Consider the following 18,460-nt stretch of genomic DNA (forward strand, 5'->3'; position numbering starts at 1 on the left):
GGAGTCTTTTTTCCTTTTTAAAAGGGAGAAAAAACGAGGGATTTACAATTGCGGAAAATCTCTGCAATTGCATCTAGATGTATTGTAATATAAAATAGTTGAACAGGAGTTTAATTTATTATGGAGGTGCTATGTCTAGTATGAATACGAATGAAAGAATCGTACCCCTCCTACCATTAAGAGGCGTTCTCGTATATCCAACGATGGTTCTGCATCTTGATGTAGGACGTGATAAATCGATACAAGCACTAGAGCAGGCGGCAATGGATGAAAATATCATCTTTTTAGCGATGCAAAAAGAAATGAATATCGATGATCCGAAAGAAGATGACATATATAGTGTAGGTACAGTGGCGAAAGTGAAGCAAATGTTAAAATTGCCGAACGGTACGCTTCGTGTCCTTGTAGAGGGTTTACATAGAGCTGAAGTAGTAGAGTTTATCGAAGAAGAGAATGTAGTGCAGGTTTCTATCAAAACGGTAACTGAAGAAGTGGAAGATGATCTAGAAGAGAAAGCTCTTATGCGTACATTACTGGAGCATTTCGAACAATATATTAAAGTTTCGAAAAAAGTTTCAAATGAAACATTTGCAACGGTAGCTGATGTGGAAGAGCCAGGAAGATTAGCTGATTTAATTGCTTCTCACTTGCCGATTAAAACGAAGCAGAAACAAGAAATCTTAGAGATTGTATCTGTGAAGGAACGATTACATACACTTATTTCAATTATTCAAGATGAACAAGAGTTACTTAGTTTAGAAAAGAAAATTGGACAAAAAGTGAAACGTTCAATGGAGCGCACGCAAAAAGAATATTTCTTACGTGAGCAAATGAAGGCGATTCAAACTGAACTTGGTGATAAAGAAGGTAAGGGCGGGGAAGTTGAAGAACTTCGTGAGAAAATTGAACAATCAGGAATGCCTGAAGAAACAATGAAGGCTGCACTGAAAGAATTAGACCGTTATGAAAAGTTACCAGCAAGTTCTGCGGAGAGCGGTGTTATTCGTAATTATATGGATTGGTTATTAGCACTTCCGTGGACAGAAGCGACAGAAGATATGATTGATCTTGCTCATTCTGAAGAGATTTTGAACAAAGATCATTACGGGCTTGAGAAGGTAAAAGAGCGCGTACTTGAATATTTAGCTGTGCAGAAGTTAACGAATTCATTAAAAGGACCTATCCTTTGCTTAGTAGGACCTCCTGGGGTCGGGAAAACATCGTTAGCGCGTTCGATTGCAACATCATTAAATCGTAATTTTGTCCGTGTATCCCTTGGTGGTGTACGTGATGAATCTGAAATCCGTGGTCACCGTCGTACGTATGTTGGAGCGATGCCAGGACGCATTATTCAAGGTATGAAAAAGGCGAAAACAGTTAATCCAGTCTTTTTATTAGATGAGATTGATAAAATGTCTAACGACTTCCGTGGAGATCCATCAGCGGCATTACTTGAAGTGTTAGACCCAGAACAAAACCATAACTTCAGTGATCATTACATTGAAGAACCGTATGATCTATCGAAAGTTATGTTTGTAGCAACTGCGAATACACTTTCAAGTGTTCCAGGTCCGTTGCTTGACCGTATGGAAATTATTTCAATTGCTGGCTATACGGAACTTGAAAAAGTTCACATTGCCCGTGAACATTTATTGCCGAAACAATTAAAAGAGCATGGCTTACGAAAAGGTAATTTACAAGTACGTGATGAAGCGCTTCTTGAAATTATTCGTTATTATACACGTGAGGCCGGTGTTCGTACGCTAGAGCGTCAAATTGCAAAAGTTTGTCGTAAAGCAGCAAAAATTATCGTTACAGCAGAACGTAAGCGTATTGTAGTAACAGAGAAAAACATTGTTGATTTACTTGGTAAGCACATATTCCGTTATGGGCAAGCTGAAAAAACAGACCAAGTTGGTATGGCAACAGGGTTAGCGTATACAGCAGCAGGCGGTGATACACTTGCGATTGAAGTGTCTGTAGCGCCAGGTAAAGGGAAATTAATTTTAACAGGGAAACTTGGGGATGTTATGAAAGAATCCGCACAAGCAGCGTTTAGCTATATTCGTTCTCGTGCAGAAGAACTTCAGATTGATCCGAATTTCCATGAGAAAAATGATATTCATATTCATGTTCCAGAAGGAGCAGTTCCAAAAGATGGACCGTCAGCAGGTATTACGATGGCAACGGCACTTATTTCTGCACTAACAGGTATTCCTGTAAGTAAAGAAGTGGGGATGACAGGTGAAATTACACTTCGTGGTCGTGTATTACCAATTGGTGGTTTAAAAGAAAAAACATTAAGTGCTCACCGCGCAGGCTTAACAAAAATTATTTTGCCAGCAGAAAACGAGAAAGATTTAGATGATATTCCAGAAAGCGTAAAAGAAAACCTTACGTTTGTGCTTGCATCTCATTTAGATGAAGTATTGGAGCACGCATTAGTAGGAGTGAAACAATGAAAGTAACAAAAGCAGATATTGTAATTAGTGCTGTTAAACCAGAACAATATCCAGACAGTGATTTACCAGAAATTGCATTAGCAGGTCGTTCAAATGTCGGGAAGTCTTCCTTTATTAATAAAATTTTAAATCGTAAAAAGTTAGTACGTATTTCTTCTAAACCAGGGAAAACGCAAACGTTGAACTTCTTCTTGATCAATGAGATGATGCATTTTGTTGACGTTCCAGGTTATGGATATGCGAAAGTATCTAAAACAGAGCGCGCAGCATGGGGCAAGATGATTGAGACTTACTTTACAACACGTGAGCAATTAGACGCAGCTGTATTAGTAGTTGATTTACGTCACCAACCAACAAATGATGACGTGATGATGTATGATTTCTTAAAGCATTATGAAATCCCAACAATTATTATTGCGACGAAAGCCGATAAAATTCCGAAAGGGAAATGGCAAAAGCATTTAAAAGTTGTAAAAGAAACGCTTGCTGTTGAAATTGGCGATGAAATCGTTCTATTCTCTTCTGAAACAGGACTTGGAAAAGAAGAAGCGTGGAAGGCAATTCATAGAATGACAAAAACAAAAAACGCGTGACGAATGTCGCGCGTTTTTTTATTTACTAAATTTTTTTATCGTACGTTTAATGTAACCTCAATATTACCTCTTGTTGCTTTCGAATAAGGACATACACCGTGAGCGGCTTCTACAAGTTCTTGTGCTTCGTCATGAGAGACGCCAGCAACATGTACATCAAGTACAGCAGATAGGCCGAAACCACCATCTGTATCTTTTCCGATAGAAACGTGAGCAGTTACTTCTGTACTTTCTACTTTCACACGTTTTGTACGAATGACAAGTTGTAATGCACTATCAAAACAAGCGGCATAACCAGCAGCAAATAGTTGTTCTGGATTCGTTGCCTCTCCGCCTGCACCACCTAGTGCTTTCGGCATTTTTACATCAAGATTTAATATGCCATCATCTGAAATTACTTTTCCGTTTCTTCCACCTGTAGCAGTTACTGAAGCAGTATATAATTTATCCATGTTTATTCCCCTTTTCTATCATTAATTGTTTTCATTGTTTCAATTAGTTTATTTAATTGAATTAATAAAGAACGATATTCTTGTTCTGTAATTCCTAAATTTGTTGCCATTGTTTTCGGCAATGAACAAGCCTTTTCTTTTAAGTCTTTACCTTGTTCTGTTAATTTAATACAAACTTTGCGCTCATCTTCTTTGGAACGAACGCGTTTTACAAGTTTTAATGATTCCATTCGTTTTAACATAGGTGTTAACGTACCGGAATCTAAAAATAGACGTTCTCCAATTTCTTTTACTGTTAGTCCATCTTGCTCCCATAGTACGAGTAAAGTAATGTACTGGGGATACGTAATACCCATATCTTCTAAATATGGTCGATAAAAGCGGGTAACTTCTTTAGAACAGGCGTAAATAGAAAAACAAAGTTGGTTATCTAGATGTAAAGAATTCTCTGTCATACATAACTCCTTTCTAATTAAGTTGTGCGCAATTTAATTTTATAAAATCAATATAACGAAAAAGAAATACAATGTCAAATACATTGTATTGAGAAAGTTTGTGCTACAATTTGGAACAATCATACATATTTTTCTTCATGATGAAAGAAGATAGGAAAGATGATGTTATAATTCATATGGAATAGTTTCCATCACTTGATTATGAGGGCTTTTTTTGGTAACGTACAAATAGAGTTATTAATTTATAATCATTATAAAGTAGAAAGTCTTTATTAGTTTTACTGAATCTCCTTTATTACATACGGAGAATAAATAAAAAATAATCGGTTGTTCACACGATTGTCAGATTCATAAGAGGAAAGTTGTATTATGATAGTAGATAAAGTGATAAAACGGGTGAAGGGGGACATGCTGCGTGCATATTCTTGTTGTTAGTGTAAATTATCGAACAGCCCCTGTAGAATTTCGTGAGAAACTCACATTTCAGGCAGCAGAGCTAGAGCAAGCAATGACTACATTACAAAATCAAAAGAGCGTGTTAGAGAATGTCATTGTATCAACTTGTAATCGCACTGAGATTTACGCTGTTGTCGATCAATTACACACGGGACGGTATTATATTAAGAAGTTTTTAGCTGATTGGTTTCAGCTTGAAATAGAAGAAGTCGCACCATATTTAACTATTTTTGAACAAGACGGTGCAATAGATCATTTATTCCGCGTGACGTGCGGTTTAGATTCTATGGTAGTTGGAGAAACACAGATTTTAGGCCAAATAAAAGATAGCTTTTTAGAAGCGCAACAAGTAAAAGCGACAGGCACAATTTTTAATGAGTTGTTTAAGCAGGTGGTTACGTTAGCGAAACGTGCGCACTCAGAAACGACGATTGGTGAAAGTGCGATGTCTGTTAGCTATGCTGCTGTTGAGCTCGGAAAGAAAATATTTGGTGAGTTAACAGATTGTCATGTGCTTATTCTTGGTGCTGGTAAGATGGGTGAGCTGGCACTGCAAAACTTATATGGAAGCGGTGCTCGAAAAGTAACCGTCATGAATAGGACGTTTACGAAAGCGGAAGTAATGGCTGAGAAATATATGGGACATGCAAAGCCTTTAAGTGAATTGCAATGTGCATTATTAGAAGCAGATATTTTAATTAGTTCAACTGGTGCATCTGAATATGTCATTACGAAAGAGATGATGACAAAGGTAGAGAAAATGCGCTCTGGTCGTCCGTTATTTATGGTGGATATTGCAGTGCCACGTGATATTGATCCAGCGATTGATGAACTAGAAGGTTCTTTCTTATATGACATTGATGATTTGCAAGGAGTAGTGGAAGCAAATCGTGCTGAGCGTTTGAAAGAAGCAGAGAAAATTCAATTTATGATTGAAGAGGAAATTGTTTTATTTAAAACGTGGTTAAGTACACTTGGTGTTGTTCCGTTAATAGCAGCTCTTCGTGATAAGGCACTTGCTATCCAAAGTGAAACGATGGAAAGCTTGGAACGAAAAATACCGAATCTTAGTGATCGTGAGAGAAAAGTAATTAGTAAGCATACGAAAAGTATTATTAATCAATTATTAAAAGACCCAATTTTAGTAGCGAAAGAAATTGCTGCTGAAGAGGGAGCAGACGAAAAATTAGCGTTATTTGCAAAGATTTTCGACTTAGAAATGGAAGATGTAGAGAGTTGTGCGGAAGAAGTAGAACATAAAAGAGCGTGGACACCATCCGTTCCATCTTTATAATTTGGAAGGATGATCGGATGAGTTTTTTAAATAACAGTATTATTTATCATATTGCAATTATTTTATATGCTTGTAGCATTAGTTTATATTTTATAGATTATTTCCAAAGTAACCGAAAGGCGAACCGATTTGCTTTTTGGTTACTTTCGATTGTATGGGTTCTGCAGTCTATCTTTATGTTACTTAGGGCTACAGATTCAGAAACGAACCCTATATTAACTTTATTATCAGGGATTTATTTTTATGTTTGGCTATTGATTACGATGTCGTTAGTCATTAATCGATTTATGAGAATTGACTTTCTAGTCTTTTTTACAAATGTTGTCGCATTTGGCGTAAGCGCTTTTTCTATTTTTACACCGCTCGGAAAGATGTCGCCGGTACTGGCAGAGCAATTAGTTTCAGAACTTGTATATGTACATGTCGGTATGGCTATTATTTCTTATGCAACTTTCACTGTATCGTTCATTTTTTCTATTATGTATTTATTGCAATATCGCCTATTAAAAAAGAAAAAATGGAATGCGAGATTAAGAAGGTTAGGGAATTTACCGAAGCTAGAATCGATGTCTTACGGATTAAATTTATTTTCTGTTCCATTTTTCTTATTAGCTATTTTATTAGGATGCATATGGGGATATACGAAATTGGACAATTTCCATTGGTATGATACGAAAGTGATTGGGTCTTTTGTCGTTCTATTTGTATATTGTGCTGGCCTATATTTACGAGTGGCAGATGTGTTGCAAGGGAAGAAAATCGTGCAGTGGAACATCGGAGCATTTCTCGTAATGCTAATCAATATTTTTCTATTAAGCAGTTTATCCAACTTCCACTTTTGGTATTTATAATGAGGAGAGAGAATTATGCGCAAAATTATTGTAGGGTCACGAAAGAGTAAATTAGCATTAACGCAAACAAACTGGTTTATTGATCAGTTAAAAGCACTAGGTCTACCATATGAATTTGAAGTGAAAGAAATCGTCACAAAAGGTGATGTTATTTTAGATGTTACTCTTTCAAAAGTAGGCGGAAAAGGCTTGTTTGTTAAAGAGATTGAACATGCGTTACTTACGAAAGAAATTGATATGGCTGTACATAGTATGAAAGATATGCCGGCCGTACTTCCAGAAGGATTAATGATTGGTTGTACACCGAAGCGTGTTGACCCTCGTGATGCTTTTATCTCAAAAAGCGGAGCAGCGTTTAAAGAGTTAGCAGAAGGCGCTATTTTAGGTACGAGTAGTTTAAGACGCAGTGCACAATTATTAGCTGCGAGACCAGATTTACAAGTGAAGTGGATTCGAGGAAATATCGATACACGTTTACGTAAATTACAAGAAGAGGATTACGATGCAATCATTTTAGCAACAGCTGGATTACAAAGAATGGGCTGGGATAATGAAGTTATTACAGAACATTTAGATGAGACGTTATGTGTACCTGCTGTAGGACAAGGTGCATTAGCGATTGAATGCCGTGAGGATGATAAGGATTTACTACAGTTGTTAGCGCATATGAATGATGCAGTAACAGAAAGAACAGTGGCGGCAGAACGAGTATTTCTTCATAAACTTGAAGGTGGCTGCCAAGTTCCGATCGCTGGATATGCAACTCTTACAGAAAATGATGCAATCGAATTAACAGCTCTTGTCGGTTCTATGGACGGTTCTATTTTATTGAAAGAGATAGTAGTAGGAACTAATCCAGAGGAAGTAGGATTAGAGGCTGCGGACCGTTTAATTAAACAAGGCGCCAAAGAACTCATTCTTGCTGCAAATAAGGGGCAACAATAAATATGAACGCTCTCGCTGGCAAAACGGTATTGGTTACACGTGCCCAGCATCAAGCAAAACAAATGAGTGTAGCGGTGAAAGCAAAGAGCGGAATTCCATTGGAAATTCCGCTTTTGCGTATGGAAGGTATGTCTCATAGGCAAATTCAACATATAGTAGGGAAGCTGCATTCATATGACTGGGTTATTTTTACGAGTAAAAATGGGGTAGCTTTTTTTCTAGATCGTTTGAGAAAGAAGCTACCTGTAACGATGAAAATTGCTGCAGTAGGCGTGAAAACAAAGTTAGAGTTAGAAAAGCGAGGCTATGAAGTGGACTTTGTTCCAACTTCATTTGTGGCAGAAGTATTTGCAGAAGAGTTTGTAAAAAAACTAAGTGGAAATGAATGCATTTTATTTCCGAAAGGGAATTTAGCAAGAGATGTAATTCCAGTTGCACTTCGCGAAATCGGTGTTTCTCTAGATGAGCTCGTCGTATATGGTACGAAAGAAAATGTAGAGAAAAAGAGAGAGCTAATAGAAGCATTAGAAGTAGGGAAAGTAGACATTATTACATTTACGAGCCCTTCAACTGTTACTAGTTTTGTTCATTTACTTGAGGGTGCAAACTGGAGAGAATGGACAAAAAAATGTACAATTGCTTGTATAGGGCCTATTACGAAAAAAGAGGCAAGCCTTTATTTTCCGCATATTATTATGCCGAAAGAGTACACTGTAGAAGCATTACTACAATGTATTTGTGAATCTATAAAGTGAAACTTTAATTAGTGGGGTCTTACTGCCCGCGAATAGTGGGATAAAATAAAAGAATGGGGATAGAAATCTATGAACTCTTTACAATTTAATCGTCATCGTCGCTTAAGACAAAGTGGTAATATGCGTGCGCTTGTGCGTGAAACGTTTTTACATACGGAAGATTTTATTTACCCTATTTTTGTATTAGAAGGAGAAAATGTTCGTAATGAAGTGCCTTCTATGCCAGGCGTATATCAAATGTCTTTAGATTTATTGCAAGCTGAAATGCAAGAAGTTGTTGATTTAGGTATTCGTTCTGTTATTGTATTCGGTTTACCTGCTGAAAAAGATGAAGTTGGATCATCAGCATATTGTGATCATGGAATTGTGCAACGTGCAATTCAGCAAATTAAAGGCGAATTCCCTGATTTAGTAGTAGTTGCAGATACATGTTTATGTCAATTCACAAGCCATGGTCATTGCGGCGTAATTGAAGATGGTATTATTTTAAATGACGAGTCTCTTGCAGTTCTGGCAAAAACAGCTGTAAGCCAAGCGAAAGCAGGAGCGGACATTATTGCGCCATCAAACATGATGGACGGATTTGTAACAGCAATTCGCCATGCATTAGATGAAAATGGTTTTGGACATGTACCGGTTATGTCGTACGCTGTGAAATATTCATCAGCATTTTACGGACCATTCCGTGATGCAGCGCATGGTGCACCGCAATTTGGTGATCGCAAAACATATCAAATGGACCCAGCGAACCGTATGGAAGCATTCCGTGAAGCAGAATCAGATGTAATGGAAGGGGCAGATTTCTTAATTGTAAAGCCAGCTCTTTCTTACTTAGATATCGTTCGTGATGTGAAAAATAACTTTAATTTACCGGTCGTTGCTTATAACGTAAGTGGTGAGTATTCAATGATTAAAGCGGCAGCACAAAATGGTTGGATTAATGAAAAAGAAGTTGTACTTGAAAAATTAATTAGTATGAAACGTGCAGGAGCAGATTTAATTATTACGTATCATGCAAAAGATGCAGCAAGATGGTTACAAGAAGGAGGCGCTAAATGATGAAAAAGTTTGATAAGTCGATTGCGGCGTTTGAAGAGGCGCAAGATTTAATGCCTGGTGGTGTAAATAGCCCAGTTCGTGCCTTTAAGTCTGTCGGTATGAATCCGTTGTTTATGGAGCGTGGAAAAGGCTCTAAAGTGTATGATATCGATGGAAATGAATACATCGATTACGTATTATCATGGGGGCCTTTAATTCATGGTCATGCAAATGATCGTGTTGTGGAAGCTTTAAAAGCTGTTGCTGAAAGAGGTACAAGCTTCGGTGCCCCAACGGAAATTGAAAATAAATTAGCGAAACTTGTTATTGAGCGCGTACCATCAATTGAGATTGTACGTATGGTTAACTCTGGAACAGAAGCGACAATGAGTGCGCTACGTTTAGCTCGTGGTTATACAGGCCGTAACAAAATTTTGAAATTTATCGGTTGTTACCACGGCCATGGTGACTCGTTATTAATTAAAGCGGGTTCTGGTGTGGCAACGCTAGGTTTACCAGATAGCCCTGGTGTACCAGAAGGTGTAGCGAAAAATACGATTACAGTAGCGTATAACGATTTAGAAAGTGTGAAATACGCTTTTGAGCAATTCGGTGATGATATTGCTTGTGTCATTGTAGAACCAGTAGCAGGAAATATGGGTGTTGTTCCTCCGCAACAAGGATTTTTAGAAGGTCTTCGTGAAGTAACAGAGCAAAATGGTGCATTGCTTATTTTTGATGAAGTAATGACAGGATTCCGAGTTGCTTATAATTGCGGACAAGGTTATTACGGTGTAACACCTGATTTAACTTGTTTAGGTAAAGTAATCGGCGGTGGATTACCAGTAGGAGCATACGGTGGTAAAGCAGAAATCATGCGCCAAGTTGCACCGAGCGGACCGATTTACCAAGCAGGTACTTTATCAGGTAACCCACTTGCAATGGCAGCAGGTTATGAAACGTTAGTACAGTTAACGCCAGAATCATATGTGGAATTCGAGCGTAAAGCTGAAATGTTAGAAGCTGGCTTGCGTAAAGCGGCTGAAAAACATGGCATTCCGCATCATATTAACCGTGCGGGTTCTATGATCGGTATCTTCTTTACAGATGAACAAGTTATTAATTACGATGCAGCAAAATCTTCAAACTTACAATTCTTTGCAGCTTACTATCGTGAAATGGTAGAGCAAGGTGTATTCTTGCCACCATCTCAATTCGAAGGCTTATTCTTATCGACAGCACATAGTGATGCAGATATTGAGGCGACGATTGCAGCGGCTGAAATTGCAATGTCAAAATTAAAAGCTTAATTGAATAAAGAAAATCGCTCTCCATAAGGGGGAGCGATTTTTTTATTCATAAAGTCAGCTTTCCGTACATAAATCTGTAATGACATATAGTTTGGGAGGGGGAAAAGAAGTGACAACAGATCATTCATTACGTTTTTCATTAAAAGAATCTGTTTGGTTCCAAAAAGGACAGGAAGTCGAAGAACTTTTGTCAATTTCGTTAGATCCAGACGTTGAGATAGAAGAGCTTGATCATGAAGTTATCGTGAGAGGGCAATTAGATTTGACGGGAGAGTATGTTGCGCGGCAAGATGATTCGGCTTATTCATTAAGAGATCTATCACCAGCAAAGTCAATTGATTATGTAGAAACAAGAGAAGATGGGGTTAATGAACTTGTTCATTCCTTTCCGCTTGAAATATCAATTCCGAGAAATCGTGTGAAAGTAATTGAAGAACTATATGTATCTATTGAGGAATTTGATTATGAATTAAAGGAAAACGGTTGTTTACAATTATTAGCAGATATATCTATTACAGGTTTATGTGATGAAGAAAGAATCGAGGATGAAGAGGAAGAAATGGCGTATGCTGAGTTAGAGGATGATTCAGCGCAAGAGTATGAAACTAGACCGACGCCGCAAGTTGAAGAGCCAGCTTATAAAGAATCAGATGAGTGGGAAGATTACGCATTTGAACCGTTCCAACTAGAAGAAAGAAAAGAGCAGGAAGTAGAGGAAGAGGAAATAGAAGAACATGAATTTGGAGAGCGTGAAGAAGAGAAAGAAACAACGCCGCAATTTGAATTGTTCGGACGAAAAGATTTCAAGAAAGAGAAAGCGAAAAAGCAAGAAGAGCAAGAAGAAGAAACGTATTCACAGCGAGATGAAAATGCGCTTTATTTAACGAAATTATTTACGAAAGAACCGGAAGAAGAATTTACAAAGTTAAGAATGTACTTCGTGCAAGAAGGAGATACGATCGAATCTGTTGCAGATCGTTATGAAACGTCTGTACAAAACTTACACCGTGTTAATCAAACAGAAGATATATATTTGACTGCAGGGCAAATTATTTATATTCCTGTTTCAAGAGCAAAAGCGAAATAAGTGGGTGAGTGTTTTCACCCACTTATTTTCTAAAGGATATGTTTTGAATAGAAAGGGTTATTCGTATGGATATGGAATTACGAAATCGCTATGAACCCATTGTAAGGCAATATAGATTGGATACGCAGCATATGGAAGAGCACGGAAGTGTAACGAAAATTTATACGAATCAAGGTCCATATGCGCTCAAGAAAATAGAGGGCAGGAAGTTAGAGCGGAATAACTTTTTGCACCATATTCAATATTTGAAAGAGAAAGGTTTCTCAAATTATGTACCTATATACCATGCGACGGATGGAAATTATATTTTAAGTGACGGTACGTATAATTATTATTTAATGCCGTGGTTAGAACGTGCGGAAGGAAACGGCGAGGATAATGATCAATACCATAAAATGTTTCAGACTCTCGGAGCGTTGCATCAAAAAACGGTAAGAGAAGAAACGTATACAGAAGAAGACTTAGAGAAACATTATACAAATATATCCGATCGCTGGGAAAATGACGGTGAGATGTTAGAAGAGTTTCTTGTAGAATCGGAAGCGAAGTGGTATATGTCTCCGTTTGAATTACAATATTGTACGTACTATCATCATGTAATGAGAGCGCGTGAGTTTGCAACGAAGCAATTAAATGAGTGGAACGATGCGATGAAAGAAAAAGAAAAAACACGTATTACTTTTGTACATGGCAACGTATCACTTAATCATTTTTTATTTGATTATGAACGGAATGGTTATTTTATTAGTTTAGAAAAATCAAAGTTTGCAACACCTGTGCAAGATATAGTAGGTTTTTATTCTCGGTCTTTAAACACGTATCCAATTGCGCGAAGTGATCGGTTTGAATGGTATCAAATGTACCAAAAAAATTTCCCTTTTACGAAAGAAGAGCAACTACTTATGTTTGCGTATATGACGTATCCATCGCAATTTATACGGCAAATCCAGTCTTATAAGAAAAGAAGAGAGAGTCGTAATGAGGAAAATGAACTTCTCGGAGTAAAGAGCTTGCAACAAGCACATTGGCTCGTTAGTAATATAGAATATTTCCTATCGCAATTACAAGCTGCCCAGCAGGGGAACGGATAAAGTGAAACTTTAATTAGTACGGGTATGACTGCCTGCAAATAGCGGGAATAAAAGATAAGTAGAGGATGCTACTTATCTTTTTTGTGTGCCCGACAATTCATAGACTTAAATTTATCTTGACGAATAAGGTTTCGTTTTTTACACTATTGTATATAATAATTAACAATCATATAAATGCCTTGAAGGGGAAGAGTATAACAAGAAACGTCTTCAGAGAGGAGGATCATTAGCTGAGAGATTCTCTAGATAGTTATGTTAGAAGGTAGCCCTGGAGCATCTTTTCTGAACGGAATAGTTCTCATTAGGAAAAGACGGATTTGTCCGTTATCAAATTAAGAGTATAAGCAAATTCTGAATTTGTTTGTAAATAAAGGTGGTACCGCGATGTCCCTCGTCCTTTTTTGGATGAGGGACATTTTTTATTTTAAGGAGGGAACATAATGTCAAACACGGAAAAGAATTTACCAACTAAATATGATCATATGTCCGTTGAAGAAGGCCTTTATCAGTGGTGGCTAGAAGGCAAATATTTTGAAGCAACAGGAGATGAGAAGAAACAACCATACACAATTGTAATTCCACCTCCGAACGTAACTGGTAAGTTACACTTAGGTCATGCTTGGGATACAACTCTTCAAGATATTTTAACTCGTACGAAGCGTATGCAAGGTTACGATGTATTATGGCTTCCAGGAATGGACCATGCGGGTATCGCAACACAAGCGAAAGTAGAAGGGAAACTTCGTGAAGAAGGTATTTCACGTTACGATCTTGGCCGTGAGAAATTCCTTGAAAAAGCTTGGGAATGGAAAGAGGAATACGCGTCTCACATTCGTCAACAATGGGGGAAAGTTGGTTTAGGATTAGACTATTCTCGTGAACGTTTCACATTAGACGAAGGTTTATCTGATGCGGTTAATAAAGTGTTCGTTCAATTATACGAAAAAGGCTTAATTTACCGCGGTGAATATATTATCAACTGGGACCCAGCAACACGCACAGCTCTTTCTGATATTGAAGTAATTCATAAAGAAGTTCAAGGTGCATTCTACCATATGAACTATCCGTTAACAGATGGTTCTGGTCATATTCGTCTTGCTACTACTCGTCCAGAAACGATGCTTGGTGATACAGCAGTAGCAGTTCATCCAGAAGATGATCGTTACAAACATTTAATCGGGAAAACAGTTACACTTCCAATCGTAGGCCGTGAGATTCCGATTATTGCTGATGAGTACGTAGAAAAAGATTTCGGAACAGGCGTTGTAAAAATTACACCAGCTCATGACCCGAATGACTTTGAAGTAGGTAACCGTCATGACTTACCACGTATCTTAGTAATGAACGAAGATGGATCAATGAACGAAAAAGCTGGTAAGTATAACGGTATGGATCGTTTCGAATGCCGTAAAGCGTTAGTGAAGGACTTACAAGAAGCGGGCGTATTAGTAGAAATCGAGCCTCATATGCATTCAGTAGGTCATAGTGAGCGTAGTGGTGCAGTTGTTGAGCCTTACTTATCAACACAATGGTTCGTAAAAATGGCTCCACTTGCTGAGAAGGCAGTAGCGCTTCAACAAAAAGAAGAAGAGAAAGTAACGTTCGTACCAGAACGTTTTGAAAACACATACTTACGCTGGATGGAAAACATTCACGACTGGTGTATTTCTCGTCAATTATGGTGGGGACACCGTATTCCAGCTTGGTATCATAAAGAAACTGGTGAAGTATACGTAGGTACAGATGCACCAGCAGATATTGAAAACTGGAATCAAGATAACGATGTACTTGATACATGGTTCAGTTCAGCGTTATGGCCATTCTCAACACTTGGTTGGCCTAATGAAGATGCAGCAGACTTCAAACGTTACTATTCAACAGATGCATTAGTAACGGGTTATGACATCATCTTCTTCTGGGTATCTCGTATGATTTTCCAAGGTTTAGAGTTTACAGGCGAGCGCCCATTTAAAGATGTATTAATTCACGGTTTAGTTCGTGACGAGCAAGGACGTAAAATGAGTAAATCTCTTGGTAACGGTATTGATCCAATGGATGTTATTGAGAAGTATGGTGCAGATGCAATGCGCTATTTCTTATCAACAGGAAGCGCACCAGGTCAAGATTTACGTTTCAGTATGGAAAAAGTAGAGTCTACTTGGAACTTCATTAATAAAATTTGGAACGCATCACGTTTCGTATTAATGAACATGGATGATATGAAGTATGAAGAAATCGATTTAACTGGTGAAAAATCAGTTGCGGATAAGTGGATTTTAACTCGCTTAAACGAAACAATCGAAAGCGTAACGCGTAACATGGATAAATATGAGTTCGGTGAAGCTGGTCGTTCATTATACAACTTCATTTGGGACGATTTCTGTGACTGGTACATTGAAATGGCGAAACTTCCACTATACGGTGAAGATGAAGCAGCTAAGAAAACAACTCGTTCTATTTTAGCTTACGTATTAGACCAAACAATGCGTCTATTACACCCATTCATGCCATTCGTAACAGAGAAGATTTGGCAACATTTACCGCATGAAGGCGAATCTATTACAGTAGCAGCATGGCCAACAGTTCGTGAAGATTTACAAGATACAGAAGCTGCGGCAGAAATGCACCTTCTAGTTGATATCATTCGCTCTGTTCGTAACATCCGTGCAGAAGTTAATACGCCAATGAGCAAAAAAGTTCAAATGCAAATTAAAGCAAAAGATGAGGCTGTACTTGCTCAACTTACGAAAAACAGCTCTTACATTGAGCGTTTCTGTAACCCAAGCGAATTAATAATTCAAACGGATTTACAAGCACCAGAAAAAGCAATGACTGCAATCGTATCAGGTGCAGAGTTATTCTTACCGTTAGCTGATCTTATCAATCTTGATGAAGAGAGAGCACGTCTTGAGAAAGAATTTGAGAAGTTCGACAAAGAAGTAGAACGTGTACAGAAGAAACTTTCAAACCAAGGTTTCGTAGCGAAAGCTCCTGCAGCAGTTATTGACGGAGAGCGTGCGAAAGAGCAAGACTACCTAGAAAAACGTGAAGCAGTTCGCCAACGTCTAGCAGATCTTGAAAAGTAAAATATTTTTTAGAGGCTCACTATATTGGTGAGTCTCTTTTCTTTGCGTATAATAGGAGTATGAAGGTTGTCTTTTGAAAGGGGAAGCATACGTGATACATACATACGAAGAAGCGATAGGGTGGATTCATAGCCGATTGAAGTTTGGTATTAAACCGGGATTAGAAAGAATGAAATGGATGCTAGAAGAGCTCGGAAATCCAGAGCGTCACATAAAATGTGTTCATCTTGCTGGTACAAATGGAAAAGGTTCAACGTTAACATATATGCGCTACATGTTAGAAGATGCAAAATATAAGGTAGGAACATTTACCTCTCCATATATTGAAACATTTAACGAACGTATTAGTGTGAACGGGACACCAATTGCAGATGAAGAGATTACTGAACTTGTAAAGATGGTAAAGCCAGTCGTTGAAAAACTAGATGGGACGGATTTAGGGGAAGCGACTGAGTTTGAAATTATTACTGTTATGGCAATTTGTTATTTCGGTAAAGTTAATTTCTGTGATGTTGTTTTATTTGAAACAGGGCTTGGAGGGCGCTTTGATTCTACGAATGTTATTCATCCTGTTCTCACGATTATTACAAATATCGGCCACGATCATATGCATATTTTAGGGAATACACTAAGAGAAATTGCATATGAAAAGGCGGGGATTATTAAGTCTGGTGTTCCGGTTATTACTGGTGTACGAGATGAGGAAGCATTGCAAGTCATTCAAAAAGTTGCAAAGGAAAATCATGCAAACTTATACGAGATGGGCAACCATTTTACAGCGTTACATAAACAGTCTGGCGAAGATGGAGAACGGTTCGATTTCACTTGTCCTTTCGCCACTTTTGAAGATGTGCGAATCTCAATGAAAGGTGTTCACCAAGTAGGAAACGCAGCACTTGCACTTATGGCAGTCATGTATGTCAAAACATACTTATCATTTTTAATTGAGGAAGTAGAAATAAGAACTGGATTACAGGAAGCGTATTGGATTGGTCGATTTGAAAAACTGCAAAGCAATCCAGATATTATTATAGATGGTGCCCATAACCCAGAAGGTATCGAAAGTCTTGTGAAAACAGTAGAATCACATTACAAAGATAAAAATGTAATAGTTTTATTTACTGCCTTAGGTGATAAACAATTGCATAATATGGTAGATCAATTAGAAACCATTGCCGATGAAATTATTTTTACAACATTCGCCTTTGATCGTGCTATTTCTGCTGACAAGCTTGCATCGTATTCAAAGAAAGAGTCAAAACTAGTTTTTGAAAGTTGGAAAGAGGCAATTGATACGAAGGTTGAAATGATTGGAGAAAATGATGTTTTTATCATAACAGGTTCTCTTTATTTCATTTCGGAAGTTCGAAAATATATTCGCGAGAAAAACTAGATAGTCTTTGCTATCTAGTTTTTTTGTTCTACAAATGAAGTCAAATGCATACATATAAGATAAATATATAGGGTTATTTGGCGAATTCCTCTGACAAATATCTCGTTTTTTTGTGAAATGAATATGATATGATGCGGACAACGATAAGAGGTGAGGTGTGAGTGTATGGACAAGCAATCACGAACGATCTCAGTGAAAGTGAATGGAACAGAAGCGAAGTATGAGGAGAAGAAGAAAGATGAATTTGAATGGATGGTAGTAGAAAGTGAAAGGCCAAAAAATGTTGTTCCGTTTCAAAAAGCGAAATTAGCTTCTACGGAAAAAAAACGGAAGAAGTGGAGCAATACGTTAATTGCAATCGTTGCAACGGCGATTATTATTGGTACGGCGTTTGGAATGGGAATGCTACAGTTACTTAAAGGACAAGGTGCGACAGGGGGCAGCGAAGTAACGGCTTCGAAGCAGATGCGAAATGAAGAATCAAAGGTGAGTGGAACATCAGAACAAACACCAGCACAAAAAGAGGAAAAACCAAAAACGCAGACAGGAACGTCATTAAATCCAATGAAATTATTTTTTGTTCAGGGAGGAATTTATTCTTCTGAAGAAAAGGGACAGGCTGCTCTTGAAGAGTGGAAAAGTAATGGAGGCGTTGCAGCTTTAAAACCGAGCGGTGATAAGTATGCATTAGTTGTTGGTATTGCTAGCGATGAACAAGGCGTAAACCAATTAATGACTCAGTATAAAAATGATAATGTCTCCGTATTGAAAAAGGACTGGGATATAACAGATAAAGCATTACTGAAAGATGATAAAGAAGTTGGGGCATTTTTAACAAAAGTACAGCCATTATATACTCATTTAGCAAAATATGCTTCCAGCGTACAAGCTAGTGGAAAAAGTAATGCAAAAGATATAGGTGCGATTGAAAAAGAGTGGAAAGCGATTGAAAAAGAGTGGAAAGCGATTGAAAAAGAAGGGAAAAGTATGAAGCAAGAAGAAGCGAAGAAATTGTATATGTATACGTCAGTAGCTGTGCAAACAGTGAAGGACGGAAAAGATGATAAGGAATCTTTGGCAAAACTAAATCAAGTTATTATTGATGGTATGCTTTCGTATGAAAAAATTGTTTCACAAAAGGCGAAATAATAGGATAATGAAATGATGAGGGAAGAAGTGTAGGTACTTCTTT

15 protein-coding genes and 1 other annotated feature are annotated in these 18,460 nt (G+C 37.8%); of the genes, 13 read left to right on the plus strand and 2 right to left on the minus strand.

The features are described 5' to 3' along the window. The first annotated feature begins 131 nt into the window (after positions 1–131). The gene (gene lon / locus ACSG5Z_RS10200; RefSeq protein ID WP_000097312.1) at positions 132–2,462 is read left to right on the plus strand and encodes an endopeptidase La; all 2,331 of its coding nucleotides are present in this window, start codon (positions 132–134) and stop codon (positions 2,460–2,462) included. Continuing rightward, positions 2,459–3,055 (plus strand): ribosome biogenesis GTP-binding protein YsxC, encoded by a 597-nt coding sequence (gene ysxC, locus ACSG5Z_RS10205; protein ID WP_000869124.1) that lies wholly within the window; start codon positions 2,459–2,461, stop codon positions 3,053–3,055. Before lon ends, ysxC begins: the two co-directional genes overlap by 4 nt. A gap of 35 nt (positions 3,056–3,090) precedes the next feature. On the opposite strand, the gene ACSG5Z_RS10210 is transcribed toward ysxC, so the two are convergent. Beyond that, on the minus strand, positions 3,091–3,507 hold the full coding sequence (locus ACSG5Z_RS10210) for an organic hydroperoxide resistance protein (RefSeq protein ID WP_048541345.1): 417 nt from the start codon (positions 3,505–3,507) through the stop codon (positions 3,091–3,093). 2 nt (positions 3,508–3,509) lie between these two features. Next, complete coding sequence (locus tag ACSG5Z_RS10215; protein WP_098135087.1) at positions 3,510–3,962, minus strand: MarR family winged helix-turn-helix transcriptional regulator; 453 nt, start codon at positions 3,960–3,962, stop codon at positions 3,510–3,512. A gap of 415 nt (positions 3,963–4,377) precedes the next feature. Between ACSG5Z_RS10215 and hemA the strand changes: the two genes are divergently transcribed. The 11 genes from hemA (at position 4,378) to ACSG5Z_RS10270 (ending at position 18,417) form a co-directional block, all read left to right on the plus strand. Then, a complete protein-coding gene (gene hemA / locus ACSG5Z_RS10220; protein ID WP_000547847.1) occupies positions 4,378–5,712 on the plus strand; it encodes a glutamyl-tRNA reductase in 1,335 nt (444 codons plus the stop codon). Between the two features lie 17 nt (positions 5,713–5,729). Continuing rightward, the gene (locus ACSG5Z_RS10225; protein WP_000008998.1) at positions 5,730–6,563 is read left to right on the plus strand and encodes a cytochrome c biogenesis protein; all 834 of its coding nucleotides are present in this window, start codon (positions 5,730–5,732) and stop codon (positions 6,561–6,563) included. Between the two features lie 15 nt (positions 6,564–6,578). Continuing rightward, entirely contained in the window at positions 6,579–7,508 is a 930-nt protein-coding gene (gene hemC, locus ACSG5Z_RS10230; protein ID WP_088609691.1) for a hydroxymethylbilane synthase, read from the plus strand. 2 nt (positions 7,509–7,510) lie between these two features. Next, positions 7,511–8,263, plus strand: a complete 753-nt coding sequence (gene hemD, locus ACSG5Z_RS10235) for a uroporphyrinogen-III synthase (protein WP_098147619.1) — start codon at positions 7,511–7,513, stop codon at positions 8,261–8,263. A gap of 69 nt (positions 8,264–8,332) precedes the next feature. After that, positions 8,333–9,322: a porphobilinogen synthase gene (gene hemB, locus ACSG5Z_RS10240; RefSeq protein ID WP_001087078.1), complete on the plus strand. Its 990-nt coding sequence runs from the start codon at positions 8,333–8,335 to the stop codon at positions 9,320–9,322. After that, entirely contained in the window at positions 9,322–10,611 is a 1,290-nt protein-coding gene (hemL, locus tag ACSG5Z_RS10245; protein WP_435711771.1) for a glutamate-1-semialdehyde 2,1-aminomutase, read from the plus strand. The genes hemB and hemL overlap by 1 nt, the downstream gene beginning before the upstream one ends. Before the next feature lie 109 nt (positions 10,612–10,720). Continuing rightward, positions 10,721–11,698, plus strand: a complete 978-nt coding sequence (gene spoVID / locus ACSG5Z_RS10250; RefSeq protein ID WP_137011935.1) for a stage VI sporulation protein D — start codon at positions 10,721–10,723, stop codon at positions 11,696–11,698. A 65-nt stretch (positions 11,699–11,763) separates the two neighbouring features. Beyond that, positions 11,764–12,789, plus strand: a complete 1,026-nt coding sequence (gene ysxE, locus ACSG5Z_RS10255; RefSeq protein ID WP_137011933.1) for a spore coat protein YsxE — start codon at positions 11,764–11,766, stop codon at positions 12,787–12,789. Positions 12,790–12,959: 170 nt separating this feature from the next. Continuing rightward, positions 12,960–13,191: a binding site (T-box leader), on the plus strand. Between the two features lie 38 nt (positions 13,192–13,229). Continuing rightward, positions 13,230–15,875, plus strand: a complete 2,646-nt coding sequence (locus tag ACSG5Z_RS10260; protein ID WP_426707332.1) for a valine--tRNA ligase — start codon at positions 13,230–13,232, stop codon at positions 15,873–15,875. A gap of 91 nt (positions 15,876–15,966) precedes the next feature. Further along, a complete protein-coding gene (locus ACSG5Z_RS10265; RefSeq protein WP_435711417.1) occupies positions 15,967–17,268 on the plus strand; it encodes a bifunctional folylpolyglutamate synthase/dihydrofolate synthase in 1,302 nt (433 codons plus the stop codon). A 165-nt stretch (positions 17,269–17,433) separates the two neighbouring features. Then, the gene (locus tag ACSG5Z_RS10270) at positions 17,434–18,417 is read left to right on the plus strand and encodes a stage II sporulation protein B (protein WP_435711418.1); all 984 of its coding nucleotides are present in this window, start codon (positions 17,434–17,436) and stop codon (positions 18,415–18,417) included. The last annotated feature ends 43 nt before the right edge of the window (positions 18,418–18,460 follow it).

The sequence above is a fragment of the Bacillus pretiosus genome (assembly GCF_051294775.1).
In the GTDB taxonomy this organism is placed as follows: Bacteria; Bacillota; Bacilli; order Bacillales; family Bacillaceae_G; genus Bacillus_A; species Bacillus_A wiedmannii.

Coding starts and splice junctions, on each gene's coding strand:
- lon (WP_000097312.1), top strand. CDS start 132: ATGTCTAGTATGAATACGAATGAAAGAATCGTACCCCTCCTACCATTA.
- ysxC (WP_000869124.1), top strand. CDS start 2,459: ATGAAAGTAACAAAAGCAGATATTGTAATTAGTGCTGTTAAACCAGAA.
- ACSG5Z_RS10210 (WP_048541345.1), bottom strand. CDS start 3,507: ATGGATAAATTATATACTGCTTCAGTAACTGCTACAGGTGGAAGAAAC.
- ACSG5Z_RS10215 (WP_098135087.1), bottom strand. CDS start 3,962: ATGACAGAGAATTCTTTACATCTAGATAACCAACTTTGTTTTTCTATT.
- ACSG5Z_RS10225 (WP_000008998.1), top strand. CDS start 5,730: ATGAGTTTTTTAAATAACAGTATTATTTATCATATTGCAATTATTTTA.
- hemC (WP_088609691.1), top strand. CDS start 6,579: ATGCGCAAAATTATTGTAGGGTCACGAAAGAGTAAATTAGCATTAACG.
- hemD (WP_098147619.1), top strand. CDS start 7,511: ATGAACGCTCTCGCTGGCAAAACGGTATTGGTTACACGTGCCCAGCAT.
- hemB (WP_001087078.1), top strand. CDS start 8,333: ATGAACTCTTTACAATTTAATCGTCATCGTCGCTTAAGACAAAGTGGT.
- hemL (WP_435711771.1), top strand. CDS start 9,322: ATGAAAAAGTTTGATAAGTCGATTGCGGCGTTTGAAGAGGCGCAAGAT.
- ysxE (WP_137011933.1), top strand. CDS start 11,764: ATGGATATGGAATTACGAAATCGCTATGAACCCATTGTAAGGCAATAT.
- ACSG5Z_RS10260 (WP_426707332.1), top strand. CDS start 13,230: ATGTCAAACACGGAAAAGAATTTACCAACTAAATATGATCATATGTCC.
- ACSG5Z_RS10270 (WP_435711418.1), top strand. CDS start 17,434: ATGGACAAGCAATCACGAACGATCTCAGTGAAAGTGAATGGAACAGAA.